The organism is Ruegeria sp. C11, from assembly GCF_056537725.1.
This window is the reverse complement of the sequence record NZ_JBQFSB010000004.1, coordinates 294,298-318,475: the sequence shown is the minus strand read 5'-3', so window position 1 is coordinate 318,475 and position 24,178 is coordinate 294,298. Positions and strand designations below refer to the sequence as shown.

The window sequence follows — 24,178 nt, the reverse complement described above, 5'->3', positions numbered from 1 at the left end:
CCCTCAGATATTCCTAAGCAGAGTGCTTGCCGTTTCGGTTCTTTGAGGTTTGAGCAACCCCTCGCGAAAACGGCTGTTATTATTGATGTTGGTAGTGTTGATGCCGGGGTAGGCGCTGTACCACACCAGTGTCTCGATCTGACTGGTGCGAACATAAGCTTTGAAGGGCCGGGCATCCTGCGCCCCACCAAAAAGGATACCCCGTGTTGGAGAAAATCCGATTACCTGTGACTCGGGCTCTGGACGAAGATGTGTATGCGTCCAAATGGAATTAACTCCCCAAACCGCCCCAAGATCGATGAATTCATTAAGATAGCTCTCCCACGAGCCACAATAGCTTACGAGGAAGAGCAGCCGCCGTCCTTCGTTGATCAGCGTCCATTGCGCATGCAGAATGGTTGGAATTCCACCCAACGTACCGCGTGTGAACACGTAGTGAGAAAGCAGATTGATGACAAATAATGTAAATCGCAGGAAGTACAGTCTGAGCACTCCGGGTTTCACGTGGGTCACACTGGCCAAATGGTTTTGAAGCAGATTTATTCCGTGTTCTTCACGTGCGGTTGCACGAGCCAGCTCTTTCGGACGCAAAAGCAAGCGCTTTGGATGATCATATCGACGGAGGTCGGAAGTCTCGCAAAACCGCATCCAGACTATGATCAGAAGAAAGATCAAAAACAGAAAAACAATCGCAAAAAGGATGTAGATCCCAAACGGGATAGCATGCGACAGCAGCAGGTTCGCGGATAATGGCGCGTCGGTCCAGGTTGAGGGCAGGATCAGAAATGCGAGGTGAAGGCCGACGAACGTCATCACCAAAATGCGGAGAACCTTGATAAAATGCAACTTCAGACTCAACAACACTTTTTCAGTCGGCAACAAAAACCGCGTCTCAAGCGGCAACAATAGCGTTGAACGCAGATAGCCCAGCCAGAAATAAGACGCGACAGCCGCCAGGAGAGCGAGCGCTCCGACGCTGATTGGATAGGCTGTATTATCTCCGACAAGCCATGTTCCAAGGTACCTTAGATTGTAGACATCCTGGGCACCGATACGAAGCACATAGTCGATTACTAACATGATAAGTGCTACCGAAGCTGCGCGGGCGACGAAGCGAGTGACCAGAAGCAATATCTCAGGATAGTAGTCCCGGCTTCGCGGATCAGGAAATACGATTTCGACAGTAAATCCGATCCACCTCGCTATGAGCCAGACCGCCAGCGTTGCAATCAGGCCGAGCGGTGCGAAACCTCCCGCCTGGATCGAGGCATGGGTCGCCCAAGAAGTCGAAAAGCTGAAGAAGACAAAGAAGAGAAGGCAGTAGAAGAGCAATTTGGCCTGTAGGACAGGTGACTTCATCACACCGCCCGTTGGCCGCGCGGTTCCTATACGGTCGAGCAGGAAACCAGACGCGCCGAATACAACCGCAGCAATAAGAAGGCCGGAACCGTCGAACGCCCTGTGTATCCAGTCCAGTTGGGTTTTAAACGCACCTGCGCTGGCTTTGACAATAGAAGGCCAATCTTGCGCGCGTTGAACTAGCGTTTCGCTTGACAAAATGCCGAACAAATCAAGTGCCCACTTGAGGATCAGCGCAAGGAACACAACAGCTGCCGCTGCCGCTGCGAAGAGGGCCAATCTGCCATGTTTAACCCGGAAAGCGGTTTCGGGTACCTCTTCCGCCCAGCGAAGGTCGGTGTGGGTACCGGTACCGGTGCCTCGACGGACAACATTTGCCAGAATGTCTTCGAGTATCGCCTCATAGCTTGATGGTGCAGTAACCATGAAAGAGCGATACGTCTTGACGTAGTCGACAGCTGCATCCCGCAGATCTTGCTCGCCAAGTATGCGCGACACTGGTCGCCCTGGCGCACCGGAAAACGAGAGGTTTGCGTCCACATGACGGTCGAGAATGTAACGCACGATAATCTCGGCTGCCGCCTCGTTCGGATCCGGGCAATCAATACATGCTCCGAATGTGCGGCGGACACCTTCGCTGCAGGCTTGCACTAAATCTTGCACAAAGCGCGTGCGTTCTCCGTCAAATGTACCTTCGAAACAGAGCGCTGGCGGGCTATCCCCTTCCCCGGGGATGATCAGGAAACTTGCCATGTGCAAGTTGGGCAGCGCCGAAAAATCAAAGTCCAGGTTGCACTTTGCGCGGATTGAACGAGGGCTCGAAATACCGGTCGCCCCCCCCTGATGGCTGCTCTCCTTTGCGTCGGGTTGCATCCCGGGCGCTTCGGTCGCGATGCCCGGGTTGTAATTTGAAAGCGCCTTTCGCAGCTCATCCTCATACTCGGCCCGGATCGTTTCAATGAAGCACAGTCGTTGCAGAGTCATGGTTCGATACCCTGACTGAAGCTAATGGCATCGAACGATACTTTGAGCTCTTTTACTGTTGGCCCTTCGTGACGCAGCCGTGACTCCTGTCTCAAGTCCTTGAGCAAGAGAAGTTCCCTGATCATCTCGAAGATTTCGGTTTCGGCGATGTAGCGTCCAAAGCACGCGTGTCGTCCAGTCCCGAAGTGCAGATACGGGATCGACCCCCGATCGGCGCGAAACTCTGCCGGGCACTCGAAAACAGTCGGATCGAACATCGCCGCCAGTGGCGCTGCAATCACAGTGCTTCCACCCCTCACACAGCGCCTGTCCTCTTCTTGGGTTCCAATTATGGTGCGTCGGGGGGCAAAGCGAACGAGAAAGGGAAAAGTGGGACGAAATCGCAGTGCCTCGTCGATATAGCCGGATAGCACGTTCCGTAATTCAATCACCTCGGTATCCAAATCCTGTGCGCGGCGATTGGGAACCTTTTGCATGCGTGCCGAAAGTGCCCGTGCGGTTTCTTGTGCAAGAGCGAATTCGTGCGGGCGGGCGAGCAATTGATCAAACGCGTGGGTCGTCGCACGTGCAACAGTTGCGACACCTGCGGTCAACAATCCCAAAATAGATCGGCGGGTACATTCCTCTCCAGCGCTGGATGTCGCAAGCGAACCCTGCGCCAGCCGACTTATGAAGCTGTTGCTTGGTCCGCCCTGTACCGAACCCTTCAGGTTAGCCGCGCTGAAGATCCGCCTGATTTCGAGCTCAACCTGTTCCGATATTGTCGTCGCCGAGCGAAAGAGCTGGTCCGCCTGTACCGATCCTTCGGGCGGAAGATCCAGAATCGCTGTAGAGATATTCCGCAGCTCATCGCGCGCTTTCGCATCAGTTGGAATTTTCAGCCCCAGATAGCGAGTGAGAACCTCAATCGCCACGATTTCGGAAAATCCTCGCGCGATGTCGAGATGTGCTCGACCATGTACTGCACCATTTGTGGCATTATTGATCAGACGCTGCGCAGAGTTGACAGCATAATCGCGGATTATCCGTTGGTCGGCACTCTTATGTCGTGCGTTTTCAAGGGCGGCGCGCTCTGATGTGTGTTGTTCCCGCCAGTCAATGCCCAAAATGAAGGGACCACAGACCATGCGTGGGTTCATGAATTTACCGACCAGCAGGTCCTCGTCTCGATGCAAGAGGTTTTGAACATCACGGTCCCGTACTGCAATGAATGTCGTTCCAATGCAAAAAATAGGCCGAATTCGCCGCGCAATGGCAAAACCGACTCGCGCTGCCCTTGGATTGTTTAGCAGGTAAACTGAAACTGAGTACTTAAGGCGCGCGGCAGCCGACTTAGTTTTCGCGGTGAGTTTGGTCAACACTGATGGCGACCCAAAATGGGGTTCGTGGCCCTTGTTTTGATTAGTGAAATTATTCGATGGCATTAATCATACTCTTTGATGAAGAAATTTGCAGCGCCGGGGTCTTCTGCGTATTGGTGCGAGCTTCTTACTTTTTGGGTCGCGTACGAAAGACCGCAATACGGGAATAATTCAAGCTTTCTGGACTTTGGAATCTCAGTTCAATTCCCCTGATACTCGCTGGAGTATTTTCGAATGGGATCGCTTTGCGGATTACCCGAACACCGCACAAGCTCTGATTGAGGAATCCGGGCGCCGTTCACTGCGACAGCATTCAGTTGTTATCCGTTTCGCCTCTTTCAGGCCAAGATACCCCCAAGCGGCGCATGTTGAAATAGATGAACACAACCACCTCTCAAGGTGAACTGCACAATGGATGTTTGTCAGCTCATTTCACAATCGAATTCATTTCCATTTGAGTCAGCGGTTCTTCAAAAGCTTCACATCTCAGAAGGGCTGCCTAAATAACCAACGTGGAACATTGCAGGTCATCTATTTTGTGTATTTCGCCAAAGATTTTATTGGCGAGATCTGGCAGCAGTATGGGTTATTTCCGAAATCAGAAGTCGTAGTCACAGAGATGTTTCTGTTTTCCGATTGAGGTTGTTTTCAATAAAATTTGCCCCCCCTTTCCTAATTTTCTGCCTTTGACCAACAAGAAAGTTTATAGTCTTCGAATGGGTTACCTGATCAAATATCCTAGCCAAGTGTTTAGGTAACTTCGCCAAGTTCAAGCGCGCGCACCCAAGATATTATACGAACTTTTCATAATTTCAAAGTTCACTGCAATTCGCTTTGGCGCGGGTACAAACCGGTACAATCCCGCAAGGCCTGTAATCCTTGGGTTCTGGCCCGCAACACCAATTAAACCACGGCCTACCAAAGCAATTCTGTACATCACTTTCTTTGTTCTGAAGTGTTGTTCTCTTTGGCGTCTGGCCTACGCCTGAACCTTCGACGACTCGCTTGAACCATTCGACCATTAGGCCAACCGAGGCTCGGAAAACAGCGGTTTTTTGGCCTGGAGGTCGTTAGGGTCAGGACCCATTGATTTCTGCGGGGTTGCGTGATTCACGGTTGAAAAACGAGCGGTGTACATGTCTGATCTGTTTTGGCTGACCGACGCGCAGATGGTGCATTTTGAGCCCTTCTTCCCAAAGTCTCGCGGCAAACCCCGCGTCGATGACCGGCGGGTGTTGAGCAGGATAGTCTTCATTAATCGCAATGGTTTGCGTTGGCGCGATGTGCCGAAGGAATACGGCCCGCACAAGACGCTTTACAGCCGTTGGAAACGGTGGAGCGACAAAGGCATCTTCGCCCGGATGATGGCCGGATTGGCCGCTGAGCACGGCGAAGATAGGACCGTGATGATAGATGCGACCTACCTGAAAGCACACCGCACAGCGACCAGTTTGGGCGCAAAAAAAGGGGGCGTGGACGCCTGATCGGTCGAACCAAGGGCGGCACGAATACCAAACTGCACGCCATCTGCGATAGCAAACGCCGCCCACTGAACCTGTTTGTGACCGTTGGGCAGGTCAGCGATTACATCGGTGCAAGGGCATTGCTGTACAGCCTGCCGACTGTCGATCGGCTGCTCAGTGATCGCGTGGCGATCAGGCTGTGTCACACAGCTCTTTGGGGGCGCCTCGATGGACCATTTGACACTTTCCATGCTAGTTTGCTCCCGAAACAAAAAACAGAGCCTGCATGGAAATCGACGTACGCACCTGGCTCGAAGACCTCGGGCTCGGCGAATATGCCGATGCCTTTGAGGAGAACTTTGTCGATGGGCATGTTCTTGCGCACCTCACAGTAGAAGACCTGAAAGATATCGGCGTGACTGCCGTCGGCCACAGGCGGAAATTGCTAGAGGCGATTGCGAAAATCGACGAAACCGCAAATGAAAAAGCGGAGACAGCGCAAAAAAATACCGAAGCAAAGACTGCCGCTCAGCGCTCAGGTGAGCGCAGACAAGTAACTGTTTTGTTTTCGGACATCTGTGGATTCACCAAGTTATCTTCATCGATTGATTCCGAAGCGGCTCACGAGCTTTTGGCTGCGTACTTCGAAGCTGCCGACGGCATAGTCAATGATTTCGGAGGAACGGTTGATAAGCATGTGGGCGACAGCGTTATGGCTGTGTTCGGAGCACCAATTTCACATGGGAATGACGCTGAAAGGGCTGTCCGCGCAGCTATAGCGATCCAAGAAGCGATGTCAGGTGTCTCAGAACAGGTTGGTCGGCCGCTCGAAACTCACATTGGTATTGCCTGTGGCGAGGTCGTCGCAAGCGGCGTTGGTCCTGATAGCCATTATACTGTTGTCGGAGAGTCGGTGAACTTAGCCGCCAGACTTACAGATAAGGCTTCCGCTGGGGAAATCCTGATATCTGAGTTGGTCCGCCAGTCCATAGAAGGGAAAGTTGGCGCTACAGATGTAGGGGACGTTTCCGTCAAAGGTCTTTTGGAGCCCGTGCGAGTGCATTCAGTGCAAGGTAGCCAGGACTCTCCAAAAACGCAGCGTGCAAGTCCATTTCTTGGCCGCGTGGCTGAGATCCAGCAATTCAAGAGTGCCCTGAAAGTGTGTAAGGACGCCGAAGAAGGGCAGCTGATCCAAGTTCGCGGCGATCCCGGGATCGGAAAGACCCGTCTAACGGATGAATACTGCCATTTGGCCGAAGAAGACGGCTTTTCGTGTCACCGCACTCTTATCCTCGATTTCGGTGTCGGCCTGGGGCAGGATCCGATACGCTCGTTGGTCCATAGTCTACTCGAAGTGCCGATAGGAGAAGATCTTGAAGGTCGGTGGGGAGCGGCCAAGAACGCGGTTGCGAAAGGTTTTGTTACCGCAGAAAATGAAATCCATCTCAACGACCTCCTGAACCTGCCGCGATCGCCAGAGGACCAGGCGCTTTACGACGCTATGGACAATCTGACGCGTAACACCGGTAAGGTAGATACTGTTGTCGCGCTTGTCCGGGCGCTCAGTAAGAAGATTCCTAGACTTATCGTTTTCGAAGATATCCACTGGGCGGACAAGCTTGTGCTAAAGCAAATTGCCAGTTTGGGACTTGGTTCAATTGGCGCGCCCATCATGATCGTTCTTACTTCGAGGGTTGAAGGCGACCCGATTGATCCAGCTTGGCGTGGGGCCCTGGCTGGCGCACCCTTCATAACCTTGGATCTGGGTCCTCTTGGCGAGGCCGACGCCATGGGAATGGCTGCCAACTTTGTCGACATCGCCAACAAATTCGCTCGTTCTTGTGTAGAGCGGGCAGCTGGAAACCCCTTGTTCCTAGAGCAATTGCTCAGAAGCGCTCATGAGGCCAACGACGTTCAAGTTCCGGGATCAATTCAGAGCATTGTACAAGCAAGACTTGACCGTCTGCCAGCGATTGACAAATCGGCCATTCAAGCCGCTTCAGTTCTGGGACAACGGTTTACGCTGGCTTCGTTGCGTCGGTTGATCAGCAATGACTCGTATGACAGTGCGAAATTGGTAGACCATCAACTTATCCGCGAGCAGGGTGACGGATATCTATTTGCTCATGCGCTGGTCAGAGATGGTGTATATGGTTCACTGCTTCGAGCGCGTCGAAATGAAATTCACCTTGCCGCCGCGGACTGGTTTGCAGACAAGGATCTTCCACTGCATGCCGAACATCTGGACTGTGCCGGCCACAAGGACGCGGCACAGGCTTATCTTCACGCAGCAGAAGCTCAACAGGCGGCGTTGCGGTTTGAAAGTGCAAAACGGCTGGCTGAACGCGGCGTTGCCGTGGCGGACAAAACTGAGATGTCCTTCGCTTTGTATTGCCTGCTAGGCGAATTGCTAAGGGAACTGGGTGAGACTGAAAAGTCGATTGAAGCGTATCAGGAATCTCTTTCCCGTCATTCGGACAATACGGAAAAATGTGTTGCATTACTCGGCATTGCTGAAGGCATGCGCATCATAGACCGCACCGACGAGGCACTCGACCTTGTGGCCCAAGTGCAACCCATTGCAGAAGCCAATGATTTGATCGAAACCTTGATGCGCCTTCATCATTTACGTGGGAACTTGCTGTTCCCGAAGGGCGATATCACTGGGTGTGAAGCGGGGCATCGGCAAAGCATCGAATATGCAAGACAGATCGGTTCGACTGAGGGCGAAGCAATAGGGCTCGGTGGTTTGGGCGATGCAGCCTACGTGGCCGGGCGCATGCGCACTTCTCATGATATGCTGTCACGCTGTGTAGAAATTAGTAGAGCCAATGGTTATGGGCGGACCGAAGTGGCAAACGCGGCGCAGGTCTGTCACACAAAGGTCTATATGCTCGAGCTTGATGAAGTACTCGAACAGGCTCGCAAGACAGTGGATGCAGCTCGCCGCGTTGGACACGACCGTGCCGAAATGAACGCTGCTGCTGCAGCGCTCTTTGCAGCTGTTGAACTCAGCGACTGGTCATCGGTGGATACGCTATGTGAGCATGTGAAAGCTCTGGGCGAAAAGCTGGGAGCGAGCAGGCTCATCCAGGAGGCATTGTCGTTCAATAGCATTTATTTGAACGCAATCGGGCGGCATCAGGAAGCACTTGAATCGATCAATCAGGCAATTATTGGAGCAAGAAAACTGGGAATGTCTTTCGGTGGGCCCCGAATGCTTGGTCACTTTGCCCGCGTCACTCAGGACAAAATAGAGCAAGACCAAGCGATATCGGAAGCGGAAGAAATAATCGCCAACGGCTGTGTGGGACACAATCAACCCTTTTTCTACCGCGACGCTATCGAAGTTATGTTGCAGCGCAAAGAGTGGGCGCAGGCCCAGCGACATGCTGAATCTCTCAAGGCTTTTTTTGCGCACGAGGACCTGCCGTGGTCAGACTTTTATGTAGCTAGAGCTCGTGCTCTTGTAGCATGGCATTCCGACCATAGAAGTGCTGAAGGCCGCGCCGTTCTGCAAGCACTTCGCGATGATGCTGTGAAATTGGGTCTAAAGTCATCTTTACCAGCTATCGATCAAGCGTTGAATGCAAATTAGCAATGCAATTGCAAACCTGCTGATGCACCGGTCGCAGGGTCCGCTTTGGGCTCATCGCGGACCTCAGAGGCGACACGGCAAACGCCTGCAGTACACCTGCCATTCCAAAATCCCTGCAAACGCAGCGAATGACCGCTCTCCGCCCGAGGTGCGTTCCACTGCGGTAGCAGAGCGCACAAAGCAGCCGTTCGCGCTCAGAACACTAACGCAGGTTTGTCCCGCAAAGTGGACATCCGTTGCGATTTAGCGATAGACCGCATCAAGCCCACAGCGGTCAATACCACTGCAAAAATTACCAGCACCAACCGAGCTAGTTATACCCACTTATTGAAGGGCTGCGAGGCTTCGTGCTCGGTTTGGAGAAATATCCAGCGTCGCCTGATATGCGACCGCAGCTTCATCGGTCTTTCCTAGCACCGCCAGCATGTCCCCCAGAAGTTCTCGAGCCGGGAGTACGTGGCCGGGTGTAACCGGGCTTTTGCCAATCTTATCCTCGAGATCGGCCGCAGTAGCCTGCTTGACTACCGCACTTTCCACTTCACCGTTGGCCAACTCAATCCAAGCTTCCACTGTCAATATCTGCGCTTCGGTCAATTGCGCCCAGTAGCCTTGTCCGCGTTCCTCCATTGCGGCGTGCAGAGACTTGAGCTCGGCAACCGCGTTCTGCGCTTTGTCAACATCGCCACTACGGGCTGAGCCTATTCCGATGGCGAACAACCGCATGGCAACGGTTTGAGGAAATTTCTCCCATGGGATGACCGGATGCATCTCCTCCGACAACGCTGCGGCGACTTCCCATTGTTCTTGCTCCAGCGGCAGCCGAACAGGCGCAGCCGCCAGTGCATAAGCGCTGCCGAAACTGACTTGATGGTTTTGGATTGCTAGCATTTCGTCGACGAGCCTTGCCGCTTCATCCACGTCGCCAAGTTGCAAGTGGCCGTAAACCATATAGTCGATGGCATGTGCATAATGGCTTTGCACAACGTCCTTGGATTGCTCAAGAGCAGCTTCGGCCGACCGGCCATTCAGGTCGATTGATTTTTCCCACTCCCCTGTCCGTGTAAAGATATGGGCGGGCATATGCAGCGCATGTGGAGCGCTAGGAGCCGTTTTGTCATAAATTTCAGCATATGGCCTGCCGCGATCCTTTAGTGGCGGATTGTCATAAGCATGGATAGCGTAATGAATGACACCTGGATGGTCTGGTGCCTTTTGGTGAAGTTTGTCGAGCGTGTCTCCCACCTGCGACTTCACTTTGATCCCTTCGGAGCCCCGCGGCGCCGTTGCAAGCCGCGCCAGCGACGCGAAAGCCGCAGCGTCTACGTCGTCCGTATGTTGGTCCGCAGCTGCGATTTGTTTCTCCGCCCACGAGGTAAGCTGAGCACGGTAGCCTTCTTGGTTCGGGGCATAGAAAGCAGCGGCAGCATCAATCAATGCTTGCTCAAGGGCGCTCTCGGATGACATTGACGCGAGTCTTTCGGCTGCAGCGGACCCTCTTTCTGTTTCGGCTTCACTTGGAGTGCCGGGCCAAAGAGGATGAAAGTTCGACATCGCGATACCCCATTGCGCCATAGCACATGTTGGATCTGCCGCCGCCGCTTTATTGAACGCTTCTTCGGCTTGAATATACATCATGTTGTGGATGAGGTTCAGACCTTCATTGAAAGCCTGATCCGCATTCTGGTTGCATGTCGTCTGGAAATTAGCTTCCGCTGAGGCTGCAGGTGCGAAAACAAAAAACGAGCTAATACAGGCGACAAAAGTATTGCTGGCTTTGGCATACAAATGCTGCATCTATCGTCTCCAAAATTGCCGTTGTTCGAAATTTTTTGAGCGTATGGCTCGGCGGCATCATACACGAAATCGTGCGATATGTCCGAACTGTCATCTGGGCGGCGATGTGCTCTGTTTTGATCGAATGTTTAATTACGCCGCGTGTCAGCTTTTATCCGCAACTCAGACCTTGAGCCTTTTTCAGGAAGGTCTTCTTACACCGCTAAGCCGACCTTAGGCCACAAAGGCGCGGATCAGCGACAATCCACGACCACTTTCGTCAAGCGGCAGCCGTTCGCAAAAATTTGTCGAATTTCCGAGTTGCGGACGAAGCGGTCATTCATCGTAGTCACATCAATTCCGCTGTGGGCTAAACTCAAATAGTTGGTCCTATCCATCTACCGGATTCATCGGATAGACAAATGGTCCCTCGTGGTGTTTCTTGGGCTAAAGAACGGGCCTTTCAATGATCAGAGTTGGAACGGAAATTTGCCATTCAGAGCACAATGCGCTTGCAGAGCTGTATCAATAGAGTTGGCCAACGAACCGCTCCAGTGTTTTGTATGCCATTGCGACTACTGCCAACGGTTGACTGGTTCAGTTGGAAATGCTGTTGCGCTTTTTCGAGAAGAAGACGTCGTGGCAATGACAGATGCGCACGAACTTGACCCCAAAATGGAGAATTGGCCGGGGCTTAAACGATACGTTTGCCCCAATTGCTATTCGAACGTGCATTGGGTGAACCCCAAGAAGTTCCCGGGGATGCGACTAGTCTCCCTTGGGTGCCTCGACGACCCGTCGGCAATTAAAATTTCAAGCACCGTGCAAAACCAGTATCGACCAACATGGTGTCCTCAACTAGACGCGGAAAACGCATTTGACTCGTATCCATGATAGGGCTTCTTCCACACACTGAGCTGGAGTCAAGGTTCAGCCCTGAGAAGTAAGCAACTGATAGGATACCTCCAAAGTCGGCTCGGATAGCCAATTCCCCTCAAGGCTGTTGAAAAGCCGACTTTCGCGCGGCTCGCAGAAGCCGGTTGAAAAGGGCTCACAGCAGACATTCGAGAGTTCACAGTAGGGAGCGCCGTTGCAGAGAGAAGAACGGCTGTTCGATAAGACTCCGAAGTCGCCTGTTCCTGCTGGTCTGCCACGTGGCGAAGCCGCATTGGGGGGTCGAGGCAGCGCCTTAGCCGTTTGTTCAAATGAACTTCTTGTGCCCGTACCCTGCTTCCATCTTGTTGATTGGAAGATGGAGATTAGCCACTTCAAAAGTGGTCAGATAAAAAAATTTGTCGCAAATCCTACTCAAATAGCAAGGCACCGCTCAGGTCAAAATGCTTTGGGAACATTGCACGCAGAAATCGAAAAACAATTCTCAATGCCTCGTTGCGGTCGAAGGAATCCGGGTGGAGTAGATAATCGGTCCACATGCCTTCAAGCATTGCGAGTGTGCCGTGCGTAGCGTCCCGTGCGACCTGATTGGGGTGTTCAAGTCCAGCTTCCTTCGCAATTCGAGCGAAAGCGTTGAAAACTAGAGTCCGAAGCTTAACATCGCGGGTATCTGAAAACGCAGCGATTGCAGCTCTGTTTCGGGCCTCACCGCGAAATGCGTACCAAATTGAAACATTTTTCTTGTTGAGAATGGCTTCACTCAAGTCTCCCCTAACGATCATCTCAATATGTTCTTGACCCGTTTGTCCGGTCTTTTCCAGCAAAGCATAGAGACCGTTGTAGTATTGCTCGGATGAGTAGCGGGCGGCTTCATCAACCAAGTTGTCCTTGCCACCAAAATGAAGGTGAATCATGCCACGGGAAAGCTCGGCGCGGTGAATGATTTCGGTGACCGAGGTCTCGGAAATCCCTTTCTCTGCGACTGAGTCGAGTACTGCCTCGATCAGGGAAAGTCGATTTCGTTCGCGTATTTCTTGTCGTCTTCCAGTCATTTGATCAGGCGGTTCTGTTTGTTTTCAGTCTCTTGCGGTGCCTTCTAGTGGCCTGTGCGAAATTGGCCAACCCCGGCTGTGAAAATATCAGTTGACACAAGTAGTCCAAAAATTCCAGATTTAAATGGACGATTGTCCATTTTGTGATCGACATTGTTGCGCCACCGAAAGCAAAGTTCAGCAGGGAAGCATGACCGGAGTACTACGAAGTGAAACGGGCAAGGGCCTGGCACTGAGCGCGCCTGCGACGCTCTATGTCGGCCTGCTTGTGGCTGTACCTTTATGCATTCTTGTCGCCTACAGCTTTTGGACCCAGACATATGTCGAGGTTGACCGGACACTGACCTGGGCGAATTACCAAGAGGCGTTCACCGACCCCTTGGTGCGACACCTGATGATCCGTTCCGTTGCGATTGCGGGAGCGGTGACATTGACAACAGTCTGTCTTGCCTACCCTATCGCCTACTTCATTGCGTTCAGGACGCAGAAGAAAACCTTATGGTTATTGCTAATCACCATACCCTTCTGGAGCAGCTACCTGCTGCGGGTGTTCAGTTGGAAACTGATCCTAGGCTTTAACGGGGTGCTGAACTCGGCTTTGATTTCGCTGGGGCTGATACAGGAACCGCTGACATTCCTTCTTTATAACGAGTTCGCCGTTGTTCTAACGCTGGCCCATGCCTGGGCGCCGTTTGCAATCCTACCGATCTATGTGTCGCTGCAAAAGATCGACCGTAGCCTGTTGGAGGCGGCAACTGACCTTGGGTGCAGCAAGTTGGAAAGATTTGTCCGCGTGACATTGCCCCTGACGGTGCCGGGGATCATTGCAGCCTGTCTGATCATTTTCATCCCTACGGTGGGAGACTACGTCACCCCAGCTCTGGTCGGCGGATCGCAGGGTAAAATGGTGGCGAACTTGATCCAGGTGCAGTTCGGTGCCGCCAATAACTGGCCGTTGGGTGCAACCCTGTCTCTGCTCGCCATGCTATCGGTTGGCTGCGTTGCAATCCTGTTCGTGGTCATAGTCACCGCTTTGGGACGGAGGATCAGATGACCAATACCATCCGGATCCCATGGTTACTTGTCTACGCAGTCAGCTATCTGGTGTTTCTATACCTGCCAGTACTGCTTTTACCGCTGTTTTCGTTCAATGACGGAACCATCGTGGCCTTCCCGCTAAAGGGCTTCACGTTGAAGTGGTACGCGCAGTTGGGGCAGCAGGACACGTTGTTGCAGGCGATGGTGAATTCGCTGATCGTTGGCAGTGTGACCGCCTTGATGGCAACGTCTCTGGGCCTGTTCGCCGCGCGCGCATATGTCCGATACCGCTTCAAGGGGCGCGAGGTGTCCGAAGGCCTGGTCATGCTCCCGCTGGTCATCCCCGGCATCATCGTTGCCAGTTCGATGCTGGTTCTATTCATCAGCATCGGCCTGAAACCATCGTTAACCACCGTGATCCTCGGGCATGTGTTCGTGGCGCTGCCCTTTTCCGTGTCGATCATGAAGTCTGCATTTGACGATTTCGACCAATCCTTGGAGGAGGCCGCGTTCGACCTTGGTGAAAGCGTTGTGGGGACGTTTCGGCGTGTCACTCTGCCCATTGTTGCGCCCGGCATAGTCGCCAGTCTTCTGGTCACATTTACCGTGTCGTTTGATGAGTTCGTGCTGGCCTTCTTCCTGTCTGGCAACAGCCCGACGCTGCCGGTCTATATCTGGAGCCAGATCCGCTTCCCGGCAAAATTGCCCAACACGTTGGCGCTGGGGTCGCTGCTTTTGCTGTCCTCAGTTCTGCTGTTGTTGATCGCCGAATATTTCCGCCGCCGTTCCATCCAATCGTCAGATTGAAGCCAAAGGAAACGAACAAGATGAGCGAACAGAACATCATCGAAATACAGGGCGTCGAAAAACGCTTTGGATCTTTTGTGGCTGTCTCAGACCTGAACCTTACCCTGAAAGAGGGTGAGTTCTTTTCACTGCTTGGTCCTTCTGGCTGCGGAAAAACAACGGCTTTGCGCATCATCGCAGGTTTTCAGGATCACGAAGAAGGCGAAATTCGGATTGATGGTCGAACGATGGGTGCGGTGCCGGCCAACAAACGTCCCACCAATATGGTGTTCCAAAGCTATGCGATCTTTCCGCACCTGAATGTCGGCGACAATGTTGGATTCGGATTGCGCAAGACAAAGCTTGCACGCAAGGAAATCAAAGAACGAGTTGCCGAGGCACTTGAGATGGTTGAGCTTGGCGGCTTGCAGGACCGTAAGGCCAATGAGTTGTCAGGCGGTCAGCGGCAACGTGTGGCGCTCGCCCGGGCACTCGTCATGCGGCCTAAGGTGTTGCTGCTGGATGAGCCCTTATCCGCGTTGGACAAAAATCTACGCGAAGCGATGCAGCTGGAAATGCGCCGCTTGCAGCAAAAGCTAGGAATTACTTTCGTCATGGTCACGCATGACCAGTACGAGGCGATGACCATGTCCGACCGCATCGGCGTCATGTTCGCAGGGCAGCTCAAGCAGGTGGATAAGCCAGAGGTCCTGTATTCCCAACCCTGCAACCGGGAAGTGGCGTCTTTCATCGGTGGAATGAACTTTCTGGATGCCGAGGTGACTTCAGAGAATGCTGAAACGCTGGAAGTCAACATTCAGGGCTTTGGGCAGATGGAAATCGGTGTGAACCCCAACGTTCAGGTGCATGACAAGAAACTTCTTGTCGGCGTTCGGCCCGAGCAATTGGAGATCAGCGCGGATAAACCGGATGGCTACGATGCTCTTGTTCAGGGCGAGGTGTCGGACGTCGCCTTCTATGGTGAGAGCGTCCACTACTATGTGCGTGTCGATGGTCTGAAGGACAGCATCGCCGTCGCAGTACCGAACTATTTTCATACAGTCGATCATAGCCGCGGCGATACCGTCTGGCTTGGCGTTCAAAGCGCCTCGGTGATCGACTTGGGCAAACGTGAATCTTTGGGAGGAGAAACATGAATAAAGCAGCATCACTTACGGCAGCAGTTGTTGCCACCTTTACGGCCAGCCAAGCGCTAGCAAATGCGGCTGACCTGACTGTTTTCGACTGGTCCGGATATGAGGATCAGGGGTTTTACGGCGACTACGTAGAAAAGTACGGTGGCGCGCCCAGCTACACCTATTTTGGCAGCGTGGAAGAGGCATTTACAAAGCTTCAATCCGGGTTTGAGGCCGATCTGGCCCATCCCTGCACGGACGCCCTCAGAAAATGGGTGGCGGCAGACATGATCAAGCCGATCGACACCAGCAAGCTGGAGAACTGGGACAAACTGATGCCAAAGATCAAAGAGGTCGATGGCATCACGATTGACGGGCAGACATACATGGTGCCGTTCGAATGGGGCAACACCGGCCTGATTTACCGCACCGATATGATCTCGGCGGACGATGTTTCGCTGCAGCTGCTAGCAGATCCGGCCTATCAGGGTAAAGTTGCCGTTCCGGACGCAGCATCCAGTGCGTTTGCCATGGCTGCATTGGCAACTGGCGCCTCCAGCTATACCGATATGAGCGACGAGGAATTCCAAAAAGCGGCAGACTACCTTCGGTCGATTCACCCGAATGTGCGCTTCTACTGGTCCGATGCGGGCCAGTTGGATCAGGCAATTGCCAGCGGTGAGGTCACACTGGGATGGGGCTGGAACCAATCGGAACTGAATCTGATCTGGAACGAAACCCCAGCCGTCATGATGCGTGATGTGGACAAAGGCATCGCCACTTGGGTCTGCGGTTACGTGCATCTGAAATCCGCCAAACAGTCGGATGAGCAGGTCTATGACATGCTGAACGCACTCAGCTCTGCTGCAAGCGGAAAATACATCATCGAAAGTTGGGGGTATGCCCATGCCAACCAGGATGCGTTTGCGCAGGCTGATCCGGCACTGATTGAAACCTACGGGTTCTCGGACGTGGACAGCTTCTTTGAAGGATCTCTCTTCTTTGACGCGGTTAACCCTGAGCTGGAAGCCAAGATGTTGAAGGAGTTCGAGCGCATCAAAGCTGGCTTCTAAGCGCACCTTTACGACACAGCCGGGAATGGTGGGGACGTAGAACCCCTTCCATTCCCACGAAACTATTTCCGATTTTTTGGAGGAAGCGCGGCAATGTCAGGCGCTGACGGATACTCTGTTCTCTTCGAGCCGGTTCAGATCGGGCCAGTGACGGCTCGAAACCGGTTTTATCAAGTGCCCCACTGCAACGGTATGGGGCACCTGCGACCGCAGGCCGAAGCCGCCATGCGGGCAATGAAGGCCGAGGGCGGTTGGGCTGTCGTGTCCAATCAAGAGACAGAGATTCACCCGACTTCTGACCTATCTCCCTATGCCGAAAACCGGCTGTGGGACGAGCGGGATATTCCGGCGCTGCGTCTTATGACCGAAGCGGTTCATGACAAGGGCTCGTTGGCGGCAATTGAATTGGCGCATAACGGCCACCATGCGCAAAACCATCTGAGCCGGGCGCCCTTGCTGGCACCCTCTGAGCTCGCCCTGCAATCCCCGTATCCCAAGCAGGCCCGTGCTATGGACAAGACGGACATTCGCGAGTTTCGCAAGTGGCACCGCGCAGCGGCACGGCGCTCGCGTGAGGCGGGGTTTGACATCGTGTATGTCTATGCCGGACATCACATGACCCTGCCGCATCATTTTCTGCTTCCACAGTTCAATGACCGGACGGATGAATACGGAGGTTCGTTGGAGAACCGGGTGCGCCTGACCCGCGAGCTTCTGGAGGAAACCCGGGAAGAGGTTGGAGACGATTGCGCCATTGCCCTGCGGTTCGCGGTCGATGAAATGCTGGGGTCAGACGGGATGCAAGCGCAGGAGGAAGGTCGCACCGTTGTCGAATTACTGGCCGAGCTACCAGACCTCTGGGATGTGAACATCGCGGATTGGAGCAACGACTCTGCAACGACCCGCTTTGAACCCCGCGACGGCTTTCAAACCTCGTATATCGAATTTGTCAAACAGGTCACGTCCAAGCCCGTTGTAGGTGTCGGACGCCTGACGTCTCCGGATTTGATGGTGTCACTTGTCAAGAAAGGCGTTCTTGATTTTGTCGGCGCGGCGCGACCATCCATTGCTGATCCGTTTCTTCCTAACAAAATCAAGGAAGGTCGCGTCGAAGAAATCCGCGAATGCATCGGCTGCAATATCTGTGTTTCGTCCGATACGTTGGGCGTTCCAATCCGCTGTACCCAAAACCCGACGATGGGCGAAGAGTGGCGAAGGAAATGGCACCCTGAGACCATCGAACGCCGGGGAAAAGAAGAAACCGCGCTCGTTGTTGGCAGCGGTCCCGCCGGGCTTGAATGCGCCATGCAACTGGCGCGCAGGGGCTATGAGGTAACGTTGGCCGAAGCCAAGCAAGAGCTTGGTGGACGTGTGTTGCAGGAATCCGGCCTGACCGGTTTGTCCGCCTGGAAGCGGGTGACAGATCACAGGATTTATGACCTTCGGCAACGAGGGAATGTTCAACTGTTCACCGACAGCCGTTTATCAGCAAGCGAGGTCGTTGAGTTGGGTATTCCAAATGTCTTTCTGGCCACTGGCGCGACATGGCGGCGAGATGGCCGCGGAAAGTCAGCGTTTCAGGGCGTTTCGATAGGTTCAGGCTCTCAGGTTTTCACTCCGGATGACATCATGTCAGGCGCTGTGCCGGGGGACGGCCCGATCATGGTTTACGATGATGACCAAGCCTACCTCGGAGGAGTTTTGGCGGATCATTTGGCTCAGGCCGGACGAGAGGTCGTCTTTGTGACGCCTGCCTCAGTAGTTTCGCCGTTTACGGAATTGACGTTGGAACAGACCAAAGTGCAACGCAGCCTGCTCGAAAAAGGCGTTCGACTGGTTTTGTCTCAGTCCTTGGCCAGTATAGCGCCCGGACAAGCGAAATTGCATTGCGTCTATACTGGGCGAGAACAACCCATTGAATGCAGCTCTGTCGTGTTGGTGACGCAGCGAATGCGCGAAACCACCCTTTACGATGAGCTGCGCGGTTTGGCCGACAATCCGCTGACTACGTTGGAATTGATCGGTGATGCCGCGAACCCCGGTTTGATCGCTGACGCCGTTTACTCCGGCCACATGGCTGCCCGAAATTTCGAACGCGATGCGGGCGATGTCGACCGCGAATTTTTCCGCCGGGAAATCGTTTCCCTTGAATCTGTATGAGGTGCGCTATGCCAAAAGATGACTTGCAAGTTATGCGCGACTTGATGAAAGCGCAACGGGAAGGGTTCGCCTTGCCGCGTCATTTCTATACGTCTCAGGCTGTATACGAGAACGATATCAGTACGTTCTGGAATCGTAACTGGATCTGGGTCGGTCATGTCAGCCAGGTCGCTGAACCCGGTGACTACTTCCTTTTCGACTACGGGCCTGAGTCCGTGATTATCGTTCGGGATCGAGAGGGCGAAGTACGCGCGCATCTGAACGTGTGCCGCCACCGGGGATCGCGTGTTTGCGTTGAAAAAAAAGGCAAGGCGCGTAATTTCATCTGCCCCTATCACGCGTGGACCTTTGACCTGAACGGCAAGCTCAGAAACGGGCGGTCAATGGGGGCGGGTTTTGATCCAAGCGAATACGGATTGTTCCCGGTTCAGGTGAAAATTTTCCAGGGCCTGATTTTTGTTTGCGCAGCCGAAGATGCTCCGCCGCTGGATGCTGCTTTGGACAGGCTGGCACCGCTTTCAAGGCCGTTCGATTTTGAAAACCTGAAAGTCGCGCATGAGGCCTCATATCCGGTTCCGGCAAACTGGAAACTGGCACTGGAGAATTATCTGGAATGCTATCACTGCGCGCCGTCCCATCAGGATTATTCGCGCAGCCATTCTCTGAAAGATCCAGCGCAGGTTCTGGAGTTCAGCGGTGCGCTTCATGAGCGGATGGAAGAGGCCGGAATACCTGCTGAGGAGCTGGACCTGACCGGAGAAACCGCAATCGCGCCTGGTGCGGATGTTTATTGGCGACGCTACCCGCTGTTCCCCGGTTATCTGACGGGCAGCAAGGATGGTGCGCCACTTGCGCCACCCTTGGGTGAACTGAAGGGCCATGATGGGGGTGCTACTGATCTGGGGATCGGAACCCTTAACTACTTCCTCGTCTATGCAGATCATGTGGTTGGGTACCGGTTTGTGCCGCGTGCCCTGCAAGAAACAGATATTCAGATCGTCTGGTACGTGCGCGGCGACGCTCAAGAAGGCCGTGACTATGATAAGGACGCCTTGACATGGCTCTGGCATGTCACGTCGCTCGATGACGAACGGATCATCCGTCACAATCAGGAGGGCGTGAATTCGTACCATTTCGTCCCGGGTCCGCTGTCCGAGATGGAATGGAGCATTCCCGGTTTCTATCGCAACTACTTCAGCATGATCTGACACGCTCAGTATTCGGAGACTAAACATGACAGAGTTAACTCAGCGCAGATCAAGGCGGCGCGGGGGCGGACGTGAAGCGCGAGCAGCTGTGCGAACCAGCAACGCAGCCTCGCAGGCAATCTGGCCCGGCATCTCGGGTGGCCGGTACAAGCCGCTGTCAGACGCAGATATGGTGCGCATACACGAAGCCGCGCTCAGCATTCTGGAACGGACCGGGATCGGGGACCCCACGCAAGAAGTTCTTGATCTCGTGTTGCCAAAGGGGGCGACGGTGAACGAGCATGGCAGGCTGTGCTTTCCCCGGGCGTTGATGGAGGACCTTTTGGCCAAAGCGGCCAGCGAATTCTATGTCCATGCCCGTGGATCGCGGGCCGGTAAGGATGACATGCACTGCACCAAGGACAAGGTGTACTATGCAAATTCCGGCACCGCCGTGACCACGTTCGATGCGGAAACACGCAGTTACCGGCCGTCAACGCTCAAGGATATTTATGATTTCACCCGTCTGGTGGACCGGCTCGACAACATCCACATGACTGGTGACACAGTTCTGGCGACGGATGTACCCCAGGATTATGAGCATGACATGAGCATGCTTTACGCCATTCTGGCGGGTAGCGAAAAACCATCCTGTCTGACATTCCGCACGCGCGAGCATATTCAGGATGCGATCCATCTGTTCGATTTCGCTTCGGGTGGGGAGGGTAAGTTCCTTGAAAAACCCTCGGTGATTTTTGGTGGTTGTCCCATCGTCTCCCCGCTTCGGTTTGGGCAGGAAAATCTGGAAATCCTGATTGATACCGCGAAGATGGGGCTTGTCTGCGATCTGGCCGTCCCACCGCAAGCCGGGGCTACGTCTCCTGCGCCGTTGGCTGGCACGCTGGCGCAGGCCGTCGCTGAGACCCTTTCTTGTGTAGCCATTGCCAACCTGATCAACCCGGGCACGCCGGTGGTCTTTGCGGCATGGCCGTTTATCACCGATCTGCGAACTGGATCGTTTACGGGCGGCAGTGGCGAACAGGCGTTGATATCAGCCGCAGCCATCCAGATGGGCAATTTCTACAACCTGCCGACCAGTGTCGGATGCGGCATGACCGATTCCAAAATCCCCGACGCGCAATACGGGCTGGAAAAGGCGCTTACATTCGCTTTGGCGGCCCATGCCGGAGCCAACCGGCTCTGCGAATTTGGTGGAATGCTCGGCAGCTTGATGGGCTGTAGCTTTGAGTCAATGGTCATCGATAACGAGGCTGCGGGCATGATCTCGCGAACGCTTCGCGGGATCGAGGTGAGCGACGACACGCTTTCGGTCGACGTCATTCATGAATGTGCAATCGACCCCGGGCATTTCCTCGGCAACGCTCAAACCTTGCAGTTCATGGAAACCGAGTATGTTTACCCGACACTGATGGACCGAGAGCTGACAGATACCTGGGAGAAAGCCGGTCGTCAGGACATGTTCGAACGGAGCCGATCCGTTGTGGATGACATTCTGTCCAATCACTACCCGAACTACTTTGGCAGCAAAGCCGATGCAGAGGTTCGGTCAAAGTTCCCGATCAAATTGCCCCCAGAGGCAATGCGCGCCGGGTAAGCGGTACTGAGCGCCGAGCAGGCTTCGCAACACGTAACATTGCGAAGCCGCTTCGTGGTTGTACCTAAGTTATAAATACACCGCGACGCGTCAGGTCGTCGGTTGCCAGCCGGATCCCTTTTTCAAGAATGTCGAACATTTTGTTCAACTCGCCCTCCGTAATGATTAGCGGTGGGGAAACTCGCAACAGACGCGTTGATTACTTTGCTGGAAGAACTTTGGGCAGACTACCATTTGCACTCAGATATCTTCCTGTTTGTATTGCAGTCAGTGTTTCCACAACACATTAAAACCCAGTCGTTCGGCGGGTGACCGGGCCTGAAACAACTAGGAACCAAGCGCAGATAATCGCGAACCCGCTCACGTTTCATGGTTCAATCGGCGCAAGTCGTTTATCATAGCTTTGGCCAGAGAGATGCACATGAGCAGCAAGACGACGCTGAACGGCAGCGCGCCGATTATCATGGAATTGGTCAAAGCCTCTAATCCGCCGCCGCCCGCAATCAGCAAAGTTCCAATGACAAGGGTCAGTAGAACGCCCCAGATGACGCGGTGAAGCAAGCCAGTATCTTCAGACCCTCCGGACATGATCTTGTTCATCACAAGGATGCCAGAGTCGGCGGATGTAACAAGGAATGTCATGGTTAACAGAACACACATGATACTCACTACCGTAAGCAAGTTGCCCGATATCATCTCCCCCAAGGTGACGAACAGTGTGGCCGTCGTTGATGCGGCGAGGATTGACCCATTGGCATCCCCGTTTAGTTCCAAATCGATGGCAGCCCCACCAAGAATGGCCATCCAGGCGAAACAAACCAGGGACGGCGCAATGACCGCTCCAAGTATAAATTCGCGCACGGTTCGCCCTCTGGAGATACGTGCGAGGAAAAGGCCGACAAAGGGCGAAAACGCGATCCACCATGCCCAATAAAATGTAGTCCATCCGGCCTGCCATCCGAACAACCTGCTTCGTGTGCCTGCGTCATAAGCTGCAGTCTTGGTTGCATCGGAAAGACCGGCGGTATCATTGCTCAAACCTTCAAGAAAGGTTGCTTTTGTTCTCCAAGGATCAGTCGCACCTGGGAAGAGCTCTCCGACAAAGGGGACCGCCTCCGCTGGTAATACGGATGCAAACTCGACTTCGGAAATCGGGCGAAACGTCTGGAAACTCAGATGGATGAAGTTTTTGATATAGTCGACCAACGCCGTAGCATAGGTCGTCGCCGCAAATGCGAATGAGCCATAAACAATAAAAACCGCCAGCAAAACCAGCGAAAAAAGAAGGTTAATATTTGACAGGTATTTGACGCCGCGCCCTACGCCAGAGACGGCAGAGAGTGTCGACATCATCATGACAACTACCAACGCCGTGATAAGGCCGTTGGTCGACGGCTTCATTGTTGTTGTCGCATTCTCCACAAGCCAATTCGCACCGGTAATCAGAAACGCACCATCCACCAATTGGGAAACGCCATATCCGATCGTCACCGCCACGCCGAGTATCGTTGCCACGACGCCGAGTATATCGATTACATGACCTGCAACACCGTTTGAGTATTCGCCGAGCAACGGGGTCAGAGCAGTGCGTATTGTCAGCGGCATGCCCCTGGTAAATGCGTAATAGGCAAGGCTCAGACCGGTGACTACGTATATTGCCCAAGCGTGAAAACCAGTGTGCAAAAACGTATAGCGATAAGCTCCTTCAATCGCCTCCTCGCTCTTGGGGGTGACTTCCCCGGAAACGGTCAATGGATTGGTTTCCCATAGGCCAAGTGGTTCAGCGGTTGCATAGACCATGAGACCCACGCCAAGCCCCGCTCCAAACATCATTGAAAACCAAGAGAAGTTCGAAAATTCGGGTTTCTCATCTTCGACACCCAGCCGCATTCGTCCGGTTGAAGGAATGAACGCGATAAGAAATAGGAAGAATACAAACAATCCAACGGAAAGATTGTAGAAGGTATTGAACTCGGACAACATTCCCGACTTCCAAGAACGCAGGGTATCGTTCGCAGATAGTGGCCACACCAGCGCCCAAAGGACCAGCAGGGAAACCGAGAGCTTGCTCACCAGCGCAATCGGAAGACTATATCCTTTGTAAAACCCAGTCCGCTGAGTTCTTATTTTGAGGTTTGTGAAGGGATCCTCAAGCGCCATGTTATCCCGGTCTTACCTAGATTGACTGCTTTGCACGCCGCGCTGTCGGTCGTTAGCATTTGCGAGAACGTTTGCGTTGCATTTAGCATCCAAAGAATAGGCCTGAACTGCAACGTTTTTCCACTGCACTGACTTTGATCCACCGGATGAACCAAAAAGGATCCTCAATGTTTGTTGGCAGAGTGTTGCCCGAAACAAGTTGGAGTTTGGCTGCTTCAACCTCCATTCCGAAGCAGAAGTGATCTGCATGATGGAACGTTCAAAGGGCGGCCCTTGAATTCGCCAGAACGTAAGGCTGTCAGGTTCCATCAAGTTCCAACAGAGATGACACACAGCTTCAAAGCCAAAGGTTGCCGGGCGACCATTCAATTCTCGGATGCAAAGCTTGCGACTAAGCTTCGGGTTGATTATCGGGCGAGCACCAATGTGCCCACGTCAATGCGTTCTTTCAGAATAAACTCGGTGCCCGCTAGACAACCGATGCCAGAAAGCAGTGTTCCGCGCAGCGATTCTCTGGGTGATCGGGATAGAGTATTTCA

The 24,178-nt window shown here is 53.6% G+C and carries 14 protein-coding genes and 1 pseudogene; 10 read left to right on the top strand and 5 right to left on the bottom strand.

Going from position 1 to position 24,178, the window contains the following annotated elements; all coding sequences use genetic code 11:
• Window positions 1-3: 3 nt before the first annotated feature.
• Together ACR0NA_RS10270 and ACR0NA_RS10265 are read right to left on the bottom strand one after the other, a co-directional pair.
• Window positions 4-2,343 carry a hypothetical protein gene (locus ACR0NA_RS10270; RefSeq protein ID WP_480728591.1) on the bottom strand — a complete coding sequence of 780 codons (2,340 nt, stop codon included), beginning with the start codon at window positions 2,341-2,343 and terminating at the stop codon, window positions 4-6.
• Window positions 2,340-3,701: a cytochrome P450 gene (locus tag ACR0NA_RS10265; RefSeq protein WP_480728589.1), complete on the bottom strand. Its 1,362-nt coding sequence runs from the start codon at window positions 3,699-3,701 to the stop codon at window positions 2,340-2,342. Before ACR0NA_RS10265 ends, ACR0NA_RS10270 begins: the two co-directional genes overlap by 4 nt.
• A 1,139-nt stretch (window positions 3,702-4,840) precedes the next feature.
• Between ACR0NA_RS10265 and ACR0NA_RS10260 the strand changes: the two are divergent.
• A pseudogene (locus ACR0NA_RS10260) lies at window positions 4,841-5,352 on the top strand (IS5 family transposase); the annotation flags it as partial.
• A gap of 101 nt (window positions 5,353-5,453) precedes the next feature.
• A complete protein-coding gene (locus ACR0NA_RS10255; protein ID WP_480728587.1) occupies window positions 5,454-8,765 on the top strand; it encodes an adenylate/guanylate cyclase domain-containing protein in 3,312 nt (1,103 codons plus the stop codon).
• 324 nt (window positions 8,766-9,089) lie between these two features.
• On the opposite strand, the gene ACR0NA_RS10250 is transcribed toward ACR0NA_RS10255, so the two are convergent.
• Window positions 9,090-10,559 carry a tetratricopeptide repeat protein gene (locus ACR0NA_RS10250; protein ID WP_480728586.1) on the bottom strand — a complete coding sequence of 490 codons (1,470 nt, stop codon included), beginning with the start codon at window positions 10,557-10,559 and terminating at the stop codon, window positions 9,090-9,092.
• 411 nt (window positions 10,560-10,970) lie between these two features.
• Here ACR0NA_RS10250 and ACR0NA_RS10245 point away from each other — a divergent pair, with 411 nt between their 5' ends.
• Window positions 10,971-11,432, top strand: coding sequence for a GFA family protein (locus ACR0NA_RS10245; protein ID WP_480728701.1), 462 nt, complete (start codon window positions 10,971-10,973; stop codon window positions 11,430-11,432).
• A 410-nt stretch (window positions 11,433-11,842) separates the two neighbouring features.
• On the opposite strand, the gene ACR0NA_RS10240 is transcribed toward ACR0NA_RS10245, so the two are convergent.
• On the bottom strand, window positions 11,843-12,484 hold the full coding sequence (locus ACR0NA_RS10240) for a TetR family transcriptional regulator C-terminal domain-containing protein (protein WP_480728584.1): 642 nt from the start codon (window positions 12,482-12,484) through the stop codon (window positions 11,843-11,845).
• A gap of 190 nt (window positions 12,485-12,674) precedes the next feature.
• Between ACR0NA_RS10240 and ACR0NA_RS10235 the strand changes: the two genes are divergently transcribed.
• The 7 genes from ACR0NA_RS10235 (at window position 12,675) to ACR0NA_RS10205 (ending at window position 21,479) form a co-directional block, all read left to right on the top strand.
• Entirely contained in the window at window positions 12,675-13,538 is an 864-nt protein-coding gene (locus tag ACR0NA_RS10235; protein WP_480728581.1) for an ABC transporter permease, read from the top strand.
• Window positions 13,535-14,329, top strand: a complete 795-nt coding sequence (locus tag ACR0NA_RS10230) for an ABC transporter permease (RefSeq protein ID WP_480728579.1) — start codon at window positions 13,535-13,537, stop codon at window positions 14,327-14,329. Before ACR0NA_RS10235 ends, ACR0NA_RS10230 begins: the two co-directional genes overlap by 4 nt.
• Window positions 14,330-14,349: 20 nt before the next feature.
• Window positions 14,350-15,465, top strand: a complete 1,116-nt coding sequence (locus ACR0NA_RS10225; protein ID WP_480728577.1) for an ABC transporter ATP-binding protein — start codon at window positions 14,350-14,352, stop codon at window positions 15,463-15,465.
• Complete coding sequence (locus ACR0NA_RS10220) at window positions 15,462-16,517, top strand: ABC transporter substrate-binding protein (protein WP_480728576.1); 1,056 nt, start codon at window positions 15,462-15,464, stop codon at window positions 16,515-16,517. The genes ACR0NA_RS10225 and ACR0NA_RS10220 overlap by 4 nt, the downstream gene beginning before the upstream one ends.
• Window positions 16,518-16,610: 93 nt before the next feature.
• Window positions 16,611-18,677, top strand: a complete 2,067-nt coding sequence (locus tag ACR0NA_RS10215) for an oxidoreductase (protein ID WP_480728574.1) — start codon at window positions 16,611-16,613, stop codon at window positions 18,675-18,677.
• A gap of 8 nt (window positions 18,678-18,685) precedes the next feature.
• A complete protein-coding gene (locus ACR0NA_RS10210) occupies window positions 18,686-19,885 on the top strand; it encodes an aromatic ring-hydroxylating oxygenase subunit alpha (RefSeq protein ID WP_480728572.1) in 1,200 nt (399 codons plus the stop codon).
• Between the two features lie 25 nt (window positions 19,886-19,910).
• Entirely contained in the window at window positions 19,911-21,479 is a 1,569-nt protein-coding gene (locus ACR0NA_RS10205; protein WP_480728570.1) for a trimethylamine methyltransferase family protein, read from the top strand.
• A 360-nt stretch (window positions 21,480-21,839) separates the two neighbouring features.
• On the opposite strand, the gene ACR0NA_RS10200 is transcribed toward ACR0NA_RS10205, so the two are convergent.
• Window positions 21,840-23,639 (bottom strand): BCCT family transporter, encoded by a 1,800-nt coding sequence (locus ACR0NA_RS10200; protein ID WP_480728568.1) that lies wholly within the window; start codon window positions 23,637-23,639, stop codon window positions 21,840-21,842.
• Window positions 23,640-24,178 lie beyond the last annotated feature (539 nt).